This is a genomic window from Sulfuricurvum sp. (assembly GCF_049277495.1).
Classification (GTDB): Bacteria; Campylobacterota; Campylobacteria; order Campylobacterales; family Sulfurimonadaceae; genus Sulfuricurvum.
The window spans coordinates 11422-28409 of sequence record NZ_JBASYM010000070.1; the positions used below are offsets into that span (position 1 = coordinate 11422).

The following is a 16988-nucleotide window of genomic DNA, read 5'->3' on the forward strand; positions in this document are numbered from 1 at the left end:
GTAGAGGAATATCAATTTGAGGATTAGGGTGATCTGTATTTTAGTGGGCTTGTTTTTGATGGTACTTATTACAAAATGCAGTAAAATACAATCTTTATACGAAAATAAGATAGCTAAAGTAAAATATGTATTTTTAAAAAGTATATATTTTATTTCTGAATATGGATTAAGCTTGAAGGTAGTCACCGGAACGGAAAAATTATCAACCGTCATCGAAGGAATTCAAAAAACTTTTTCATTGAATTTTATATATTCACAAAACAAAGAATTTAAATTTGTTGATAACATTAGTCCTGAATTTATAACTATTTTAATCAGTAAGCCAATCATTTTTTATGCCAAAAAAGGCAGTTTAAATGGATCACACCATTCTGCTGAATTTATAAATTATTCTACATATATATACTATTCGGAGAATCTAGAGACACTCAGATATTTAAAATCTCTTAGTGAAGATGTTCAAAAAAAAATCGAGATAAAATGGGTAATCATTGACGTAGATGATGATGTCCGAATAAGTTCTTGGTTAGATAGATTGATTTTTCTTGATTTTTGGCAGGAAGAACGAGAAAAAAAAATTACGTCTGGAAATATAGACTATCAAGGAATAGAAGCTGTATTGAAAGATTTAAGTCCCAAGAAATATGGGCAGCTCTTTATGAAAAAATTTATCAAATATGTTACCTATCCCTTATTGCGAATCAAGCCTCCGCAGTTTGAATATGTTTATCCAAAACTTCAATATATTAAAAAGCCTTCAGACATATTAGTGACAGATGACATGAATAATAATGTGTATCGCTATGAATGCTGCATTTGTGGTAAAAAACATTTTGTGGTGATGACTAATTCCAAAAATAAAAAGAAACCAAGCAGTAAAAATATGATTGCGTTTGACGTTGGAAAAAATTGTATTGAATTCAAATGCAATCATGAAGACACAGAATTTAAAGGGAATAGAAGGCCATACTTTAAACCTGATAAAGTTGGAGGCTTCTTTTTAAAAGAAAGTAAAGACTATGACAAGGCATTTTTATACTTATTTGAGCGCTATCAAAAAGCGGATGAGAATATAAATTTTATGCACGAAAATGGCACATTGATATCAAGACCAATCAGTCAATATCTTGAGTCTTAATGCAAAAGAATATCCCAATAGAGATTAGCAAATATTTTGATTATCAAAAAGATGAGCTGCTCGGCAATTTGATATATGCAGCAATTTTTGTATTCCGATCGGCTATTGACAAACATGAGAATCTGATCAATGAAGTATTGAAACTATCCGGTATCGACAGACCCGCCCCTTTATTTATGCGATTATTGGAAGAAATATATTTTGACATAGTTAAACAGCAAAATAAGGGCGTTTTACAGCAGACCATGAAGCATGCTCCAAATGTAATACAACACAGTCCATTGACATGGGCTTATTATGCTTTATATTGGTATTGGCCACAAAATGCTTCATTTGAAGAGATGAAATATAAGATGCCGGAAAATCTGGCAAAAATATTGTTTCAGTTTCATTTCGATCAATTGACATACAGACAAAAGGAATCAGTAGAATCTGCTGATAAAAGGGACGATAAATTTTATCATGACGTTGCCCGTGGCGTTACACGGGGAGTTGAATTGTTATCGGGGATATATATTAAAAAAGAGACATTGATCAACAAAGACGATAAAGAATACCTTGAAGAGGTCTATTTTAATAAAAATGATAACGATTGGCTTTTTAATTTTTATAATGTTCTTGAAAATGATCTGATTGAGGCCAATTCCTTTAGAATCCAAGATGGAGGCACATCTTCATTTTACATCAGCTATGACAGCATTTCCCATAACATTGGCGAATGGCACTTTAGAACGAGCCGAAAAACACAAGCCGGAAAAACGAGGCAGAAAGGGGTTAATAATAACCTTCGCCATTATATGTCGAGTTACCGTGAAAATCACGAAAAAATGCGCGGACTAATCTACAAAGACAAACCTTCTCAAGGATATGGCGGAAAGAGATCCAAAAAAATATCACAATATACTGTTGTAGAACCATTTAACAGATCTTTATCGATAAATCTAAGTATTCCGGTTGAACCTTCAACGCGTGAAGAAGCCATAGAACAAAAAAACAATGAAACCAAACGAACAAGAGCTTATCCTGACCCTATATTAGGAGAGCGGGATACGATCCCTAACGCTGCACAGCAGCGCAACAGAAATAAAGCATTTTCTGCGAAGATTACCAAGCGCTCACTATTGCTAAAGAGTGACTACGAAGTGCCTCCAAAAAAGCATTTGAAAGAGTTTATCAAACATGTTTTTGGCAATAAAATGGATGACGCATTTAACAGGGAAGATTTTTTCAGGTCCGTATTTTTGACTTCCCTTATTACTGGTTATGATTATCATAGAACGGTGACAGGTGTTTTTTTGCAAAACAACAATATCGCTAAATATGATCATAAAACGAACGAAATCGAAGTCATGATCGATCCTAAGCTCTTTTCGAAAGAAACAGATTCAAAATTATTAGTTAATGGGAAAAAGCAAATTTTCTATAGGCTTCCGCATCTGTATCGTATGTTTTGGTCAAGACAAAAAAGTCAGATACTTGCTTTAGATGAAGAAGAAATTACACAACTGACAAGTCAGAAATGGGCAAATGAATATATCGGTTTTATGGTATCGCTTCAAAAGACATTCCCTAAAAAAATAAAAATCAATTTCAAACATATCTGGAGAATCATTGCGACATATAGACGAGAACAATCCATTGAAGATATGAGTGTATTGTTTTGCGTAGGAAAATATCAAAGCTGCGATGAATCAAGATTGGCCTATGCATCCACGCTCAAAAGATCAGAAACATTTTCAGAGATGATGGAGAAAATGTACATCGATTTGGACTTGCATGAAAGTGTCTGCAAATTACTAGGTATTTCACCAGAATTGTTCAGACCGGCACTCTCAATAACCGTAAAGCCAGAATATGCGGGTACCAGCAGGGTTCTTGAGATTCAAAAATCCATTCAGTTTTTTAACGATATGAATAGGCTTATACGATTGCAAATAAGTCCTGTAGCCGAATTTAATATATATTCGATTGCACTACGTTTTGCACTATCGATCACTTTAGGAACGAGAACGTTTTCCAAATCTGATTCATTTGAATTTATGTCCATGCATACCATCAGGATCAGTGAAAAAGCCGAAACAATCTCTACGGGCACACGTATTATTCCCGTATGTGATATTGCTGAAAACTTGATCGAGCGTTATCGTAAAATAGCACAAGACCTCGGATTTGAAGTGACACAAGTGATGTTTATCGTTGATGAGAAACTTGAACCATACAGCGAAAAAAAAGCACTTCATTTTTTGGACAGTTATGGAGCTCCTGAACATCTTCAGAAGTTTATTACTCATGTACCTTTAAATACTGGCAGACACATAATCACCAAGTATGCGATCGAGCATAATTTCAATAGTTTCTATCTAGAAGCTCTTCTTGGACACTATATAAGCGGTGGAGAACAAGAAGGGATATTTTCAACCATGAATCTGCGTGAATATATCAGTGCAACAAGGGAAATGCTGCAACATATCGCTCAAATCTATGGAGTAGACAAGTTATGAATACAACCGATAGTTTTTCCATAGCATATGACACTTTAAGGTCCAAAATAGCCAAACACCCTTCCATTAGCGGGCAATTTAAAAGCTTGTTGCTTATTGCACTAAAGAATGAACAGGAAACTGTCAAAACAGTTTCTGGCCAATTTAAACTTGATATCCAATTTTTAAAAGTATTCATAGATCTCGCCAATCAGCAATTAAAACCAAAGTCAGATGCGGAACACACCACGTATGACAAAATGCTTTATCGTGAATTTAAGCGTCTTAAGAAATTTGAACTGATCCATAAATCATCAGTATCTTATTTGCCCAGAAATCTTGTATTGGTGTCAATCAATCCAAATCATAATGCACTCCTCTCAAAATCCTATTCAAAATTGGACAAAATTGATAAGGCTATCAATGCTTATGAAACTTATTGTAAAATTGAACGCGAAGATTCGAATATTTTGCAGCAGATATATGGTTATTTGCGGCTGTTTCACATTATACCCTTCACATCCTCGGTCTTAAAAAAAATCTGCTGGAAAGATCTTGTATTTACTCCTTCAGGTAAGGTTGTATTGGTGATTTATGAGGAAAGTTTTTTAGCTTCCGGTGTCGATACAAGAGGTCCTAAGCCTTATAAAACTGTTTTGCTGGATGAATTTGTTTCAGGGCTTTTTGAAAAGGTGCGTTTCCGTATTACCAATACTGGTGAAACGGTTTTTAAAAATATTGATAAATATGAAAATAATGTGAACGTTAACAGGGCTAAATCTTCTATTCAGGATATTAGCATCGGTGAACTTCGGCAGCTTACCAAAATCCGCTATATGTATTTAAGCTCACCATTTGCTTTAACTCTTCGTACTGGAACGGTAACACCTGTGCAGTTGTCGTTAGCAGATATTGATGCGATGTTTCCTGGAGCGGTGTCTCAAGAACTGATGAAAGATGAAATCAAGCGAATCCAGTCTGCCTTGGCAAGACCGGCTCCGCTTGATCCGGACGATGAAATGGACTGGCAGGTCATTACGTTTGATATTTACGAACTGGATGACCTTATTGCGCTATTAAGACATAAAGACAATATGCCTCCAAAAGAGCTTATCGAAAATGCTTTGTTTGAACTGCATAAAGCACTAAAATTCAGTGATTCACCGCATTTGGAAATGATTTATGAATATTTGATTTATCTAATTGATTTGACACAGAAAAGACGCATACGCCTTTCTACGGCCAAGAATTATATTTGGTTGTTGAATAAACATTTATTTGGAATGATTGAAAATTTTTATGCGATAAAAGAGCATGAAGTTTTCAGAATTAGCAATCGGCTTGATAATCGAGAATATAAAAGTACATCAGTAAAGAAGATAAAGGCACAGATCAACCGTTTTTTCAAATATTATTCTAAAAAGGGTATCACGATTGATGTAGCTAGTTCTTTTTATCCAAAATCATTGGTATTTAAAAAAGAAATTGATGGCATCATTGACGAGATCGAGGAAAAATACAAATCCTGGAAACAAATTCAAAAAATTGGGAAGCAACACAAACTGTATCTGAACCAATTGAAGGTAATAGTATTACTTGGATTTTATTGTGGGGTCCGTTTGAAGGAAGTGTCAACATTGCTATTAAAAGACATTTATCTTTACGGAAACAGACTGCATTTGGATATCAACAGTAAAGGAATCAAAAAGACAGGATTCAAATTGAAAACAATCAGTTCAAAAAGAAGGATTGATGTTGATATTGAGAATCCACAGCATTTAAAGATTTTTACTGAATTTTTAGAGATGAGATCAAAGCTGGATAAAAAATCGAATTTTCTTTTTCTTGAACTTTCCGAGTATAACGGTTTTTTGAACAAATCGATCAATGTAAGTTGTTTTGAGTACATAAATGAGATAATTCAATCTGTAACAAAACGCTATTGTACTTATCATTCTCTGCGCCACTCATTTGCAACATACCAATGTCAACGTTTTTTCCCAAATGGAAGTTCTTACCCGTATGAACTTTTAGAACTCTCTGATAAGCTAGGGCACCGAACACCTGATACCACAGTTCAATCTTATGTACATGGAGGAGTCTTATTTTTTGAAGCAATTCAGCATAGTACTTTCGTTAGCTGTTAAAGATATAGAGATCAGTTATTGATCAAAAGAAGGGGCGATTACGAACTATAATCATACTAAATATGGTATGATTATCTTAATAATTCAATCCACTTAAATCAAATCGATTGACTAAAAGGCAATAAAGAGTATGAAACGCTGGATATGGGAGCAAGAAGCTTATCCCCATTTTACCTACGATCTAACCCGACTTGAGCAATTGATGCAGCAGGTGTCGTTAGGGCAGGGGTATCTTATTGCCATGACCCAAACAATGGACAGTGACAACATCGCTCAGCGTCAACTCGAAGCACTGATGAGCGAAGCAATCAGTACCTCTGCGATCGAAGGGGAAATTCTTAACCGTGACAGTGTCAAAGCCTCTGTCGCTCGAAAGCTGGGACTGTCCGGTATCGATGCCTCAAAACGGGATGAGAGTACCGATTATCTCATCGAGATTCTCATCGATGCCAATACCAATTATGATCAGCCTTTAACACTGGAGCGATTGTTTGGATGGCATAACGCTCTTTTTCCACGAGGATACAGTGGGTTATCAAAAATCAATGTTGCAACCTTTAGGGGCGAAGAGCCGATGGAGGTCATCGGCGGAGCGGCAGGCAAAGAGAAGACCTACTATGTAGCACCTCCACGATCCATTCTCGAAAATGAGATGGAAAAATATCTGCAATGGTTCAATACCACGCCGCCCAGTTTAATCAAAGCGTGTATAGCCCATCTGTGGTTTGTCATTATCCATCCGTTCGATGATGGTAACGGGAGAATCGGACGTGCGATTACCGATCTGGTTTTATCCAAGATAGAACGATCGAGCATCTCAAGACTTTATTCGATGTCTAGTGCTATCAATAATGACCGTAACGGATACTATCATGCGTTGGAAAAAACGACGGGATATGTGCATAAAGAATCAAACCATTTGGATATCACCCAGTGGTGTGAATGGTTTCTTACGACCTTGCATATCGCACTCATCGATACGAAAAAGAAGCTGAACTACATTGTTCAAAAAACAGCGTTTTGGGATAAATATCGAGAGTATGGTCTTAATCCACGACAAACCAAAGTGCTCAATAAAATTCTCGACATGGGTGCTGAGAATTTTCAAGGCTCATTGAGTAAAAAGAAATACATGACAATCACCGATACAGCATCGACGACGGCATCTAGAGATATTACTCAGCTTCTTGAAATCGGATGTATTCGACAGATCGAGGGGACCAATGGACGCAATGTACGTTATGAGATCGTTATAGAAAAGTAAACAACCCCATTTTTACTTCGATGTATGTGTTAAAGTACCAAGAATGCGAAAGATTACATCTATCAAGCACATCAATATTTTCAGGAAAACATGCTGTTTTTCTGAAAAAATATTTACATCACAATACGAAACCATGCTATTGACTATCCGAATTCACAATTTATGAGTATCTTGCAAAATGCCATTTTTTTAAGTGGGCTAAATAAAGTATTTTACACTTACGGTTTATTCATAAAGGCAGAAAAAATGAATTATGAAATCAAACAAATCGGCTATGTTAATGGCGATAAACATCTGAAGGGCACTGTCGCTAATATGAAAGTGGGTGAACTGCGATATTACCCTCAAGACAACCCAAATCTCTATCGCACGCAGTCACGAGAACTTTCACCAAAAACAGTGACGCGAATTTTTAAATCGATGTTTCCCGATTACGAGATAGAGGTAAATGAAAGTGATCCCTCTACGATAGACCATATTGTAAAACGCGAGTCACGTCACTATATCATCAATAAGGCCTACATCTGTATCAAAGAAGCAACTCCGGAACATGATGGAACGGTGATCAATCTGCATAACGGGTATGTATTAGTCTTCAAAGAAAATTACATCTCATCGGTTTGTTAAAGTGCTTCAATCTTCTTGATTATTTTTTCCCGATGTTCGGCAAACAACTTTTCGATTGATGAGGTAACTACTTCTTCTTTCGATCCGTATTCCCCAAACCCGATCATGGTATGGATACGCTCTTTAGAGGTTTGATCCAATTCTATGAACTCTTTATCGAACAAGCGTTTGATTTCGAGCAAACTTTCAATCGCCGCACCCATTCTTTCCCGTTCATTGATCGATTTCTCTAAATCAAGTGAATTGGCGATTTTTGACAATTCTTCGAGACTATTGCTCTCTAAAACGACTCTACGATCTATTTTTTCATTACTCATGAGATAAATTCCTTTTAGTATTACTTTACTGCTTTATAGTAGAAGTATAATAGCTATAAATATGGTTATAGTCAATATTAATGACATAATTCAAACTATAAATTTATATATAACATAGATAATACACTTTAGCCATATGGAGCGATTGCTTGCAATGTTGATGCACAATATGGCTTCGTTTTGGTATTAATACTAAGATAATACAATATTATCTTGTAAGTAAAAGGCAATTTTGCTATAATTTATTAAATGATCGATAGATTTAGAGATGAGTTTTGATTGCTTCGTTGAAAATATAGAGGTCATTTAATAGAGATTGGATATTGTTTAGATACTTAATGTGTCATTAGTATCATATATAGTCTAATTAACTAGACTATATATTCATAATTTGACAATATGTAGAGATAGGTCAATAATATTTGACTTATAGATTGGAAAGGCTTGATTATCTTAACGTGCTATGTTTTCCGTTTTCTGAATGGTTGCTATTTAAGATTTTTTAAAATGGATGGGAAAAAAAATCCTTTTGTAGGTTTATCGACTTTTTTAAAACGGTTGAAAAAGATTCATCCAAAATGTGGAAACATTGTAGTCTACCAAAGTTCAACAAGCTGCAATTATGTAGCAAGTGATTTTATGATGTATGGTGATTGATAAAAGTATTAACCGTGTTAATTTAGTACTTGACAATAAGTACAAAAATATATAAAATTGGTTTTATATAAAAGGATAAAATATGAGAGAAGTATTTCGCCGTATTATCATCGATTTTCAAGAACGTAGTCTACGACCTACAATTAAACGTGATGTTCAAATTCCTTTATTTAATGATAAGATAATTACTCTTATAGGAGTGCGTCGTTGTGGTAAAACTTCAATCCTTTATAAGATGATTGAAGAACTTCGAGAGAATATCGACTCTAAGAATATTGTGTATATTAATTTTGAAGATGACCGGTTGATGGGAACCACTGTCAGTGATTTGGATGATCTTATTGAAGGATATTTCGAGCTGTACCCTGAAAAAAGGGATGAAAAAATCTATCTCTTTGTCGATGAAGTGCAAAACATTCCGGGATGGGAAGTGTTTATCCGTCGTATATACGATACATTAAATGTTCAGATTATCATCACCGGTTCTTCTTCCAAACTCCTCAGTAGCGAGATAGCTACATCGCTGCGCGGGCGAACGCTCACATATGAGATATTCCCGTTTTCTTTCAAAGAGTATCTCCGTTTTAAAAACATTACCGTCAATCTAGATTCTTCTAAATCACTGAGCTTTATCAAGCACAATTTTGAAGAGTATCTGCTCTGTGGAGGATTTCCTGAAACAATAGGGCAAGAGGGATCCATTCAAAAAAGGATTCTGAGCGATTACGTGAATCTGATTGTCTATAAGGACCTCATTGAACGCTATGGTATTACCAATACCGCTCTTTTGAAACATTTGATCAAATATGCATTCGTCAACATGGCAACCTCGGTGAGTATTACCAAGCTCTATAACGACTTTAAATCTAATGGCTTTAAGCTCGGCAAAGAGACACTGTTTGATTATTTCGGATATTTGGAAGAGGCCTATGCCATTTTTAGTATCCCAATATTTAGAAGCTCTGTACGTGAAGAGCAGCGTAATCCTAAAAAAATCTATGCAATCGATAACGGACTGCGAGCGGTGTATGATGCCTCATTTTCACCTGATTACTCCAAACTCTATGAAAATCTCGTCTTTTTGGCACTCAGGTCCAAAACCAATGAAGTCTATTACATCAAAGAGCGTCAGGAAATCGATTTTTATTGTGTAATTGACGGTGAAAAACAGCTTATCAATGTCAGCGTGGATATCAGCAATCCTGACACCTTCGAGCGTGAAATAAACTCACTTGCCGAGGGGATGGAGTTCATAGGGGTGGATAAGAGTGTTCTCATCACAAAAGAGCGTGAAGGCTCCATGAGTGTAGGAGATAAAATAGTCTATTTAATCCCTCTTTGGAAATGGCTGTTAACTCATGATTAATGATACAAAACATAGCGTAATTGTTATTACTATTGAAGGCATTTAGATGTCCCCTCAACACTTCCAAGACGACCTTGCCGAGTGGGATCTCTGTACCGGAAAAGGGTTAGTAAGCGATCTCGATGCCTGGCGTGATCGCTACATTACTGAGAAGGTGGCTCAAGGGGTAAGCGATAAGACCCGTAAATCCTACGGAGAAGCACTGACCCCTCTTATAGAGTTTTCTCATCAGTATGATTCGATCATGGATTTGGATGGGTTATCGGCGAAGTTTGTGAATAACTACCTCATGTGGTACCAAGAACATCTCGCCTCTAAAGATCTCGAAGCTAAAAAAATATCGAAGGAAGAGTATCATCAAGTCCTCTCCAATCGTAAAGCCAACCGGGGGAAAAACGATGCGAAGCTCTCTATTGTCTATCGCTATGAGAAAAGTCTCTCTCACCGTTTAACCGTACTTAAACAGCTTCTGCTGTTCATCAGTGAAAACAATAAAGAGAACAAAGACTTCACTTCCCTCTTTAAATACTTCACCAAAATCAAAGTGCAAAAACGTAAAACGGAGTTTGTCACTGAGAGTGAACTCGAAGAACTAATCGATTTTATGAAGCATTGGCCTGAAGTTTTTAAAGAGCATTTCCCAAAGAGTTCGGAGCGTTATGCCTATCGCAATGCCTTGATCGTACTGCTTTACTGCCTAAGCGGTGCACGTGCCGATGAAGTGATCTCTCTAAAAATGGAGTATATCAAAGAGTCTGAATATAAAGATGACCATGGTACTACACATCTGTTTTATACGATCGCCTATCATACGACCAAAGGGGATAAATACCGCGAAGTAGTGGTGAGACGTGAAGAGATTGAACCGTTTGTCCATTACATGAGAGCCGTACTCCCGGATCCTTCCTATGTCCTCTCCAGTACCTATACCAACGGAACCTACACGAATAAGAAAATGCCCGATGTGGATATGTGGAAATTCACCACTTATGCTCTAAAAGCGATCGGGGTGAATAAAAGCGGACGTCATATCATCCGTAGGGGATATGCGACCAAAGAGCTCGCCGATGGGAAAGATTTGGCAATTGTCGCGATGGAGCTGGGGCACACGTCAACCAATACGACGTTCAGTGCTTATGTGAAGAATAATCCCGAACTCATGATGCGCCAAAAGATCAAATAAAAGGAACTAAACCTTCTGAAAATAGCGGGTCTCTCCATTGACCTTGGCACTGAATCCATCGGAGGCAATGTTGATTTGATGCATCATCAGATCAAAGTGTTTGGATGGGTTCTCATATACGTTCATCGCAATACTGTGATCAAAATGGACACGGTAATCGGCATGAAGCGCTTGAGAGGATTGTGGATGAATAAAACGTGCTTTTGCCTCGGGCAAGAAATGGAGAATAAAACCCGTTTTAGCGCATTGGAACTGTTGATTGCACAATTGTGAATCGATACGTGGTGAAATCTTTTCTTGTGTGATGGCAGAGCGATCAGAATGAATGATTTCCTCACTCATTAATGGAGTCGTGCCCAATAGACCGGTAGTAATCAGAGCGGTGGCTAAAAATCGTTTGGATTTATCGTGATATTTATACATTCGTTTCTCTCCTGATGCATGATCGAACAGATATGAGAAATTGTATAGTTGAATGATGAATGAATGCTAACAACGTACTTTCCGGCTGGAAGTAAATTGTAGATAGAAATTTAAAATCGATTAATTAGATTCAGGACGGCGATTTTTCTCGTTTAATTCTTCAGTGATTTTAAAAATTTTATTGGTGAGTAAAAATCCCTCTTCAGGGGAAAAAGATCCCCATTGATCAAGAATATGTTGATGAATAGAGAGAATTTGTACACGTATATCTAATTCTGATTTGAAATTTAGATCATTTTCGAGAGTAATAAGTCGGGAAGTAATTTCATTAAACATATTAAATTATAACTAATTAAACCTAAATGATACTGTCAAATAGTTTCGAAATTTTTCAGTATAATTCCATCAATTATTTTATGAGGATACTATGGCAAAAGGTTTCGGTGGAAAATATTTTTCACTCCAAGCGATCACCGCAACTGTCAATGCTACGACGTTGCATAACCGTGCCGTTCGCACCCAAAGTTGCCATGCCTATCGCATTTATTCTGCTGATGCGAGTATCGATGAGTCTCCCCCCGATGAACTCGATATTCTCCTCGAAGCACTAGAACCTTTCACCCCAAAGGTATCCCGTTGTCAGTGCCATTGTAACCGTTTCTACGGGCGTCGAACTCGATGTGCCCTATATCTCTCCTCATTGACCCCAAAACTTCGCTTTTTATTTCGCTATTTTCACACTGATACCTCTCCGCCCTCGCCTCTTTTCTTTTCGTAATTATCAGCACCATATTAGTCGCTCATGTGGCACATTCCATTGACATAATTAATGGAGAAGTGCCTCTATAAACATGACCCTACGGTTTTACATGTACAAGGAAACACATTATGAAAAATACTATTACCCTGCTCGGATTTCCACGTATCGGAGAAAAAAGAGAACTCAAATTTGCATTAGAAAGTTTTTGGAAAGGAACTATTGGCTTCGATGAACTGGAGACAATTGCATCTGATCTTCGAAAGCGCCACTGGAACTTACAGCGTGATTCCGGTATCCAAAAAGTTGCCATTAACGATTTTAGCTTCTACGACACTATGCTTGATATCATGGTAACCCTCGGTGCTACACCCGAACGCTTTAGCGATATATCCGACCCAATACGTCGATATTTTACGATGGCACGGGGAGATGAGAGCCATGTGGCGATGGAAATGACCAAATGGTTCAACACCAACTACCACTACCTTGTTCCTGAATTGCACGATCAATTTGTGTTCGGCGCAGTGAATGCCGAAAAAATCATCCATGAGTTTAACGAAGCCAAAGCTCTCGGATTAGAGGGGTGTATTCAGCTGATCGGTCCAATGACATTTTTTGCTCTCTCAAAATGCTCCGAATCGGTACGTCAAGCGCTGTTTGATAAGGTAATAGCACAATACGTCGCTTTATTAGAAACATTGCAAGCTTTAGATGCCGAGATCATAATACATGAACCATCACTCGTGTGTGATCCTACGCCTCACGATCTATCCTTGCTCAAAATAGCGTATGATCGGCTGGGAACACTTGCGCCTCTTTGGGTAGCAACCTATTTTGAACATTCCAACGAAGCGACTGCCGTTTTGGTGCACACTCCCATTAAAGGGCTTTATCTTGATTTTGTTCACGGAGAGAAAAATATCGAATCGCTTGAGGTGTTAGGCAAAAGTGATAAACACGTGAGCGTCGGGATCATAAACGGTCGCAATGTCTGGAAAAACGATCTTTCCGCTTCACTAAAGACCTTGAATACAATCGCAGATTATATTCCCAAAGAGCGTCTGAGCCTCAGCAGTTCATGTTCACTTTTGCATGTCCCCTATACGTTGCGACATGAAACAACATTGGATGCAAATGTGAAGACATTATTAGCCTTTGCCGAAGAGAAGCTCACAGAACTATCCGCTCTCTCAAAAGCATTTTTTGACAATGAAGAAATCGTATATCAGCGATATGACCCCTCTCGCACCGACCCTGCGGTTCAAATACGACTCTCTGCATTGCAAAGCGGTGATTACAAACGTACTTATCCGTTTCCCCTTCGACAAGAAGCAGCGCACGATTTGTTCGATCTGCCGATTCTACCGACGACAACCATCGGATCGTTTCCCCAAACCGCAGACATCCGCAAAATTCGTCAAGAGTTCAAAAAAGGGCTCATCTCCCGAGAAATCTATGAAATCGAAATGAAAAATGGGATCCGTGATTGCGTCGAATTTCAAGAGTCGATTGATCTGGATGTCTTGGTGCACGGGGAGTTTGAGCGTAACGATATGGTGGAGTATTTCGGTGAACAACTCAGCGGATTTGCTTTTAGCAGCAATGGCTGGGTACAGAGCTACGGAAGCCGATGTGTCAAACCACCACTACTTTATGGTGATGTGAGCCGACCGTACCCAATGACGCTAGAATGGAGTCTATTTGCCCAAAGTCTTACAGCGCGACCGATGAAAGGGATGCTCACGGGACCCGTAACGATTCTCAACTGGAGTTTCGTCCGTGACGATCAGCCCCGCTCCCTCACTTCAACTCAAATCGCCCTCGCTATCCGCGATGAAGTAGATGATTTGCAACGCTCCGGGATCAAAATGATCCAAGTGGACGAAGCGGCGTTCAAAGAGGGGTATCCGCTGCGTCGTGAAAAACGTGCCGAATATGAAAAATGGGCATTGGAGAGTTTCCTCCTATCCACCGCCGTGGCGGAACGTGATACCCAAATCCATACCCACATGTGCTACAGCGAGTTTACCGATATCATCAAAACCATCGAAGCGATGGACGCGGATGTAATCTCGATCGAAACGTCACGAAGCGGAAACCGATTACTGAAAATCTTTGCCGAAGTTGGGTATGCACAGGAAGTGGGACTGGGAGTCTATGATATCCATTCTCCTCGGATCCCTAGTATTGAAGAGATGGAAAAACAAATCCATGCACTTCTCGAAGTCCTTCCCGCCGCTCAGCTCTGGATTAATCCTGACTGTGGTTTGAAAACCCGTGGATGGGCAGAGACCAAAGCGGCATTAGAAAATATGGTTGAAGCGACCAAACGCGTTCGTCAAAGTCTCTAAAGCTGTTTCCCCTTTTGGGGAATGCAATAAAGTATGAATTAATCTGTTTTTAGTTAACCTAAAGACAAATCATATTGAAATTTTCTTGTGATAGTGAAGCTAAGAAAAAAGTGTTACAGGTAAAGAAGTATCTCAGCGAATAAAACCTCTATCACTTCTAAAATTCTTCGACACTTATATCCCAATATTTTTCCCGAGTTATATTGGAAGGAAACCAGTGAAAAAAATCAATAAAAATATCATCGCTTTGGGAATCAACAGCTTTTTTACTGACTTTTCAACCGAAATGGTCTTGCCTCTCTTGCCGATATTTTTGGAGCATTTTTTACACGCAACAAAAGGTGAGATTGGATTGATTGAAGGGTCTGCAGAAATGGGTGTTGCGTTACTTATCGCGCTATCCGGCTTTTATTCTGATCGGGCTGGAAAGCGTAAAGGGCTTACCATTATCGGATATGGTTTATCTAACATTATCAAGCCGTTTGCTTTTTTTGCCCAAAGTGCTACAATGATTGCAACAATCCGTATTGCTGACCGAGTAGGTAAAGGGATCCGGTCTGCACCTCGTGATGCCCTTATCAGTGCCAACACTCAGAAAGAGGTAAGCGGTTTTATTTTTGGGTTTCATAAAATGATGGACAGCGTTGGAGCTGTTGCAGGCTCATTGAGCGCTTTTGTATTATTGTGGTTTTTGGGACAGAGTGAAGCTACATTTCGGACTATTTTCGCTCTTAGCCTCATCCCAGGTATTATTTCTCTAGCGATTCTTGTATTATTTGTAACAGATGCTCCGTTCACCCCTTCACCATTACGAAAATTCCGTCCAAAAGCACTGAGTACACCGTTTTATTGGTTAGTCGGTTTTCAAAGCATCTTTAGTCTCTTCGCTATGAATTATTCGTTTATGATCCTCAAAGCGGGAGATAATGGTATGGCCCTAGCTATGATTCCATTAGCGTACACCCTCTATAATCTTATCTTATCAGTTTTTGCTATACCGATTGGTGAAATGGCAGACCGTTTCGGAAAAATTACGCTATTGTCTATCGTCTATTTAGCATTTGGTTTGGGAGCTTTTGCCATGTCATCAGGAACGATTTTGGGTGCATGGCTTGGATTTGCCATTTACGGATTTTTTGCCGGAGGATTTAACTCATTAGCAAAAGCAATTATCTCCGATACCGCACCGCTTGAGCTAAAAGCAACTGCCTATGGGGTCTATTATACGTCTATTGGAGCAGCTACCCTCATATCGTTAACTGTTAGTGGTTGGTTATGGGATCATTATGGAAGTTTTTTACCTTTTATAATTGCATCAAGTGTGGCTATAGGTTTAGCGGGCGCGTTATTCGGAATGCGAAACAAGTTTTCGCAGTAATTTTTACTCTTACAACCCCTTTAAGACTTTTAACAATACATTTTTCAAGTATTCATTAATTGCTTCCTTGTTCGACTTTATCAATAAATTTCCATCAACTAAGAATAATGCAAGACCATGGACAGAAGCCCATATTATTGTCAGCTGAAGCATTGGATTTTCTAATACGATACCCTCAGTTTCTTGGGCATCTACGAGAAGACTTATGAGGGGGTGCAAGCCCATTAGGTGATTTTCATCTTTATGGCCATGTGATTTTTCATACTCTTTATGATATTTATTTCCGAACAGTAAACGGTAAAGGTTTGGTTGCTCCATCGCAATATTGAGATACTCCCCCAACATCATTTCAAAACGCTTTGCAATACTATGAGTTTTATCTTGTAAGATAGGAGCTAATACCAAATTAAGTTGTTTATACCCTTTATCCATAACATCTAAAATTAGTGCTTCCTTATTATCATAATGACGATATATAGCTGACCTTGATATGTTCAGCCGAATGGATAATTCGCGCAGTGTTAGTACTTTTAACCCTTCTTTATCAACTATCTCGAATGCTGTTTCTACTAATGACTCTTTGAGATTTTTATGGTGGTAGGCCAATTTATTTTTAGTGAACTTACTCATATTCATAATAATGCCGATATAAATGCTTTTCTTTTGGGCCATACTAAAAAATCAGGCAGTGAAGGTATCGTCATGATTTGGATACATTTTTTTCAGTGGTTTGAAAATCAATACCGGCACTACAAAAAGAGAAACCAGATACGCGATAAGGGTGCCGCCTATGAGGGCAGCACCCAAACCGCTAAACACGGGGTCTAAGACCAAAAGAGAACTGGCGAATACAACAGCAAGGACTGTGAGTAAAATAGGTTTGGCTCTTGTTTGAAT

At 38.2% G+C, this 16988-nt stretch carries 14 protein-coding genes and 1 pseudogene; 10 read left to right on the forward strand and 5 right to left on the reverse strand.

Going from position 1 to position 16988, the window contains the following annotated elements; all coding sequences use genetic code 11:
* Positions 1-28 precede the first annotated feature (28 nt).
* The 5 genes from WAO38_RS12475 to WAO38_RS12495 all read left to right on the forward strand — a co-directional run bounded on the left by WAO38_RS12475 (position 29) and on the right by WAO38_RS12495 (position 7656).
* Entirely contained in the window at positions 29-1138 is a 1110-nt protein-coding gene (locus WAO38_RS12475) for a hypothetical protein (protein ID WP_299991279.1), read from the forward strand.
* The gene (locus WAO38_RS12480; RefSeq protein WP_299991276.1) at positions 1138-3639 is read left to right on the forward strand and encodes a hypothetical protein; all 2502 of its coding nucleotides are present in this window, start codon (positions 1138-1140) and stop codon (positions 3637-3639) included. The genes WAO38_RS12475 and WAO38_RS12480 overlap by 1 nt, the downstream gene beginning before the upstream one ends.
* Entirely contained in the window at positions 3636-5765 is a 2130-nt protein-coding gene (locus WAO38_RS12485) for a tyrosine-type recombinase/integrase (RefSeq protein ID WP_299991274.1), read from the forward strand. Before WAO38_RS12480 ends, WAO38_RS12485 begins: the two co-directional genes overlap by 4 nt.
* Before the next feature lie 130 nt (positions 5766-5895).
* The gene (locus WAO38_RS12490) at positions 5896-7029 is read left to right on the forward strand and encodes a Fic family protein (RefSeq protein WP_299991272.1); all 1134 of its coding nucleotides are present in this window, start codon (positions 5896-5898) and stop codon (positions 7027-7029) included.
* Between the two features lie 246 nt (positions 7030-7275).
* Complete coding sequence (locus tag WAO38_RS12495; protein ID WP_299991270.1) at positions 7276-7656, forward strand: hypothetical protein; 381 nt, start codon at positions 7276-7278, stop codon at positions 7654-7656.
* Here WAO38_RS12495 and WAO38_RS12500 read toward each other — a convergent pair.
* Positions 7653-7973 carry a hypothetical protein gene (locus WAO38_RS12500; protein ID WP_299991268.1) on the reverse strand — a complete coding sequence of 107 codons (321 nt, stop codon included), beginning with the start codon at positions 7971-7973 and terminating at the stop codon, positions 7653-7655. The genes WAO38_RS12495 and WAO38_RS12500 overlap by 4 nt on opposite strands.
* A gap of 739 nt (positions 7974-8712) precedes the next feature.
* On the opposite strand from WAO38_RS12500, the gene WAO38_RS12505 reads away from it, so the two are divergent.
* Positions 8713-9996 (forward strand): ATP-binding protein, encoded by a 1284-nt coding sequence (locus WAO38_RS12505; RefSeq protein ID WP_013449971.1) that lies wholly within the window; start codon positions 8713-8715, stop codon positions 9994-9996.
* A 46-nt stretch (positions 9997-10042) separates the two neighbouring features.
* A complete protein-coding gene (locus tag WAO38_RS12510; protein ID WP_013449972.1) occupies positions 10043-11179 on the forward strand; it encodes a tyrosine-type recombinase/integrase in 1137 nt (378 codons plus the stop codon).
* 6 nt (positions 11180-11185) lie between these two features.
* On the opposite strand, the gene WAO38_RS12515 is transcribed toward WAO38_RS12510, so the two are convergent.
* Positions 11186-11602 (reverse strand): hypothetical protein, encoded by a 417-nt coding sequence (locus tag WAO38_RS12515; protein WP_013449973.1) that lies wholly within the window; start codon positions 11600-11602, stop codon positions 11186-11188.
* A 120-nt stretch (positions 11603-11722) separates the two neighbouring features.
* Positions 11723-11938, reverse strand: coding sequence for a hypothetical protein (locus WAO38_RS12520; RefSeq protein ID WP_013449974.1), 216 nt, complete (start codon positions 11936-11938; stop codon positions 11723-11725).
* 91 nt (positions 11939-12029) lie between these two features.
* Here WAO38_RS12520 and WAO38_RS12525 point away from each other — a divergent pair, with 91 nt between their 5' ends.
* From WAO38_RS12525 to WAO38_RS12535, 3 genes are all read left to right on the forward strand, one after another.
* Positions 12030-12380 (forward strand): hypothetical protein, encoded by a 351-nt coding sequence (locus WAO38_RS12525; protein WP_013449975.1) that lies wholly within the window; start codon positions 12030-12032, stop codon positions 12378-12380.
* Positions 12381-12490: 110 nt separating this feature from the next.
* Positions 12491-14713 carry a 5-methyltetrahydropteroyltriglutamate--homocysteine S-methyltransferase gene (metE, locus tag WAO38_RS12530; protein WP_373023392.1) on the forward strand — a complete coding sequence of 741 codons (2223 nt, stop codon included), beginning with the start codon at positions 12491-12493 and terminating at the stop codon, positions 14711-14713.
* A 217-nt stretch (positions 14714-14930) separates the two neighbouring features.
* Positions 14931-16091: an MFS transporter gene (locus tag WAO38_RS12535; protein WP_013449977.1), complete on the forward strand. Its 1161-nt coding sequence runs from the start codon at positions 14931-14933 to the stop codon at positions 16089-16091.
* 9 nt (positions 16092-16100) lie between these two features.
* Here WAO38_RS12535 and WAO38_RS12540 read toward each other — a convergent pair whose 3' ends face one another.
* Together WAO38_RS12540 and WAO38_RS12545 are read right to left on the reverse strand one after the other, a co-directional pair.
* Complete coding sequence (locus WAO38_RS12540) at positions 16101-16763, reverse strand: TetR/AcrR family transcriptional regulator (protein ID WP_373023393.1); 663 nt, start codon at positions 16761-16763, stop codon at positions 16101-16103.
* A gap of 9 nt (positions 16764-16772) precedes the next feature.
* A pseudogene (locus tag WAO38_RS12545) lies at positions 16773-16988 on the reverse strand (AcrB/AcrD/AcrF family protein); the annotation flags it as partial.

Excerpts from the sequence above, each read along its gene's own strand:
- WAO38_RS12480 (WP_299991276.1), top strand. The coding sequence starts at position 1,138 with ATGCAAAAGAATATCCCAATAGAGATTAGCAAATATTTTGATTATCAA.
- WAO38_RS12485 (WP_299991274.1), top strand. The coding sequence starts at position 3,636 with ATGAATACAACCGATAGTTTTTCCATAGCATATGACACTTTAAGGTCC.
- WAO38_RS12490 (WP_299991272.1), top strand. The coding sequence starts at position 5,896 with ATGAAACGCTGGATATGGGAGCAAGAAGCTTATCCCCATTTTACCTAC.
- WAO38_RS12495 (WP_299991270.1), top strand. The coding sequence starts at position 7,276 with ATGAATTATGAAATCAAACAAATCGGCTATGTTAATGGCGATAAACAT.
- WAO38_RS12500 (WP_299991268.1), bottom strand. The coding sequence starts at position 7,973 with ATGAGTAATGAAAAAATAGATCGTAGAGTCGTTTTAGAGAGCAATAGT.
- WAO38_RS12505 (WP_013449971.1), top strand. The coding sequence starts at position 8,713 with ATGAGAGAAGTATTTCGCCGTATTATCATCGATTTTCAAGAACGTAGT.
- WAO38_RS12510 (WP_013449972.1), top strand. The coding sequence starts at position 10,043 with ATGTCCCCTCAACACTTCCAAGACGACCTTGCCGAGTGGGATCTCTGT.
- WAO38_RS12515 (WP_013449973.1), bottom strand. The coding sequence starts at position 11,602 with ATGTATAAATATCACGATAAATCCAAACGATTTTTAGCCACCGCTCTG.
- WAO38_RS12520 (WP_013449974.1), bottom strand. The coding sequence starts at position 11,938 with ATGTTTAATGAAATTACTTCCCGACTTATTACTCTCGAAAATGATCTA.
- WAO38_RS12525 (WP_013449975.1), top strand. The coding sequence starts at position 12,030 with ATGGCAAAAGGTTTCGGTGGAAAATATTTTTCACTCCAAGCGATCACC.
- metE (WP_373023392.1), top strand. The coding sequence starts at position 12,491 with ATGAAAAATACTATTACCCTGCTCGGATTTCCACGTATCGGAGAAAAA.
- WAO38_RS12540 (WP_373023393.1), bottom strand. The coding sequence starts at position 16,763 with ATGGCCCAAAAGAAAAGCATTTATATCGGCATTATTATGAATATGAGT.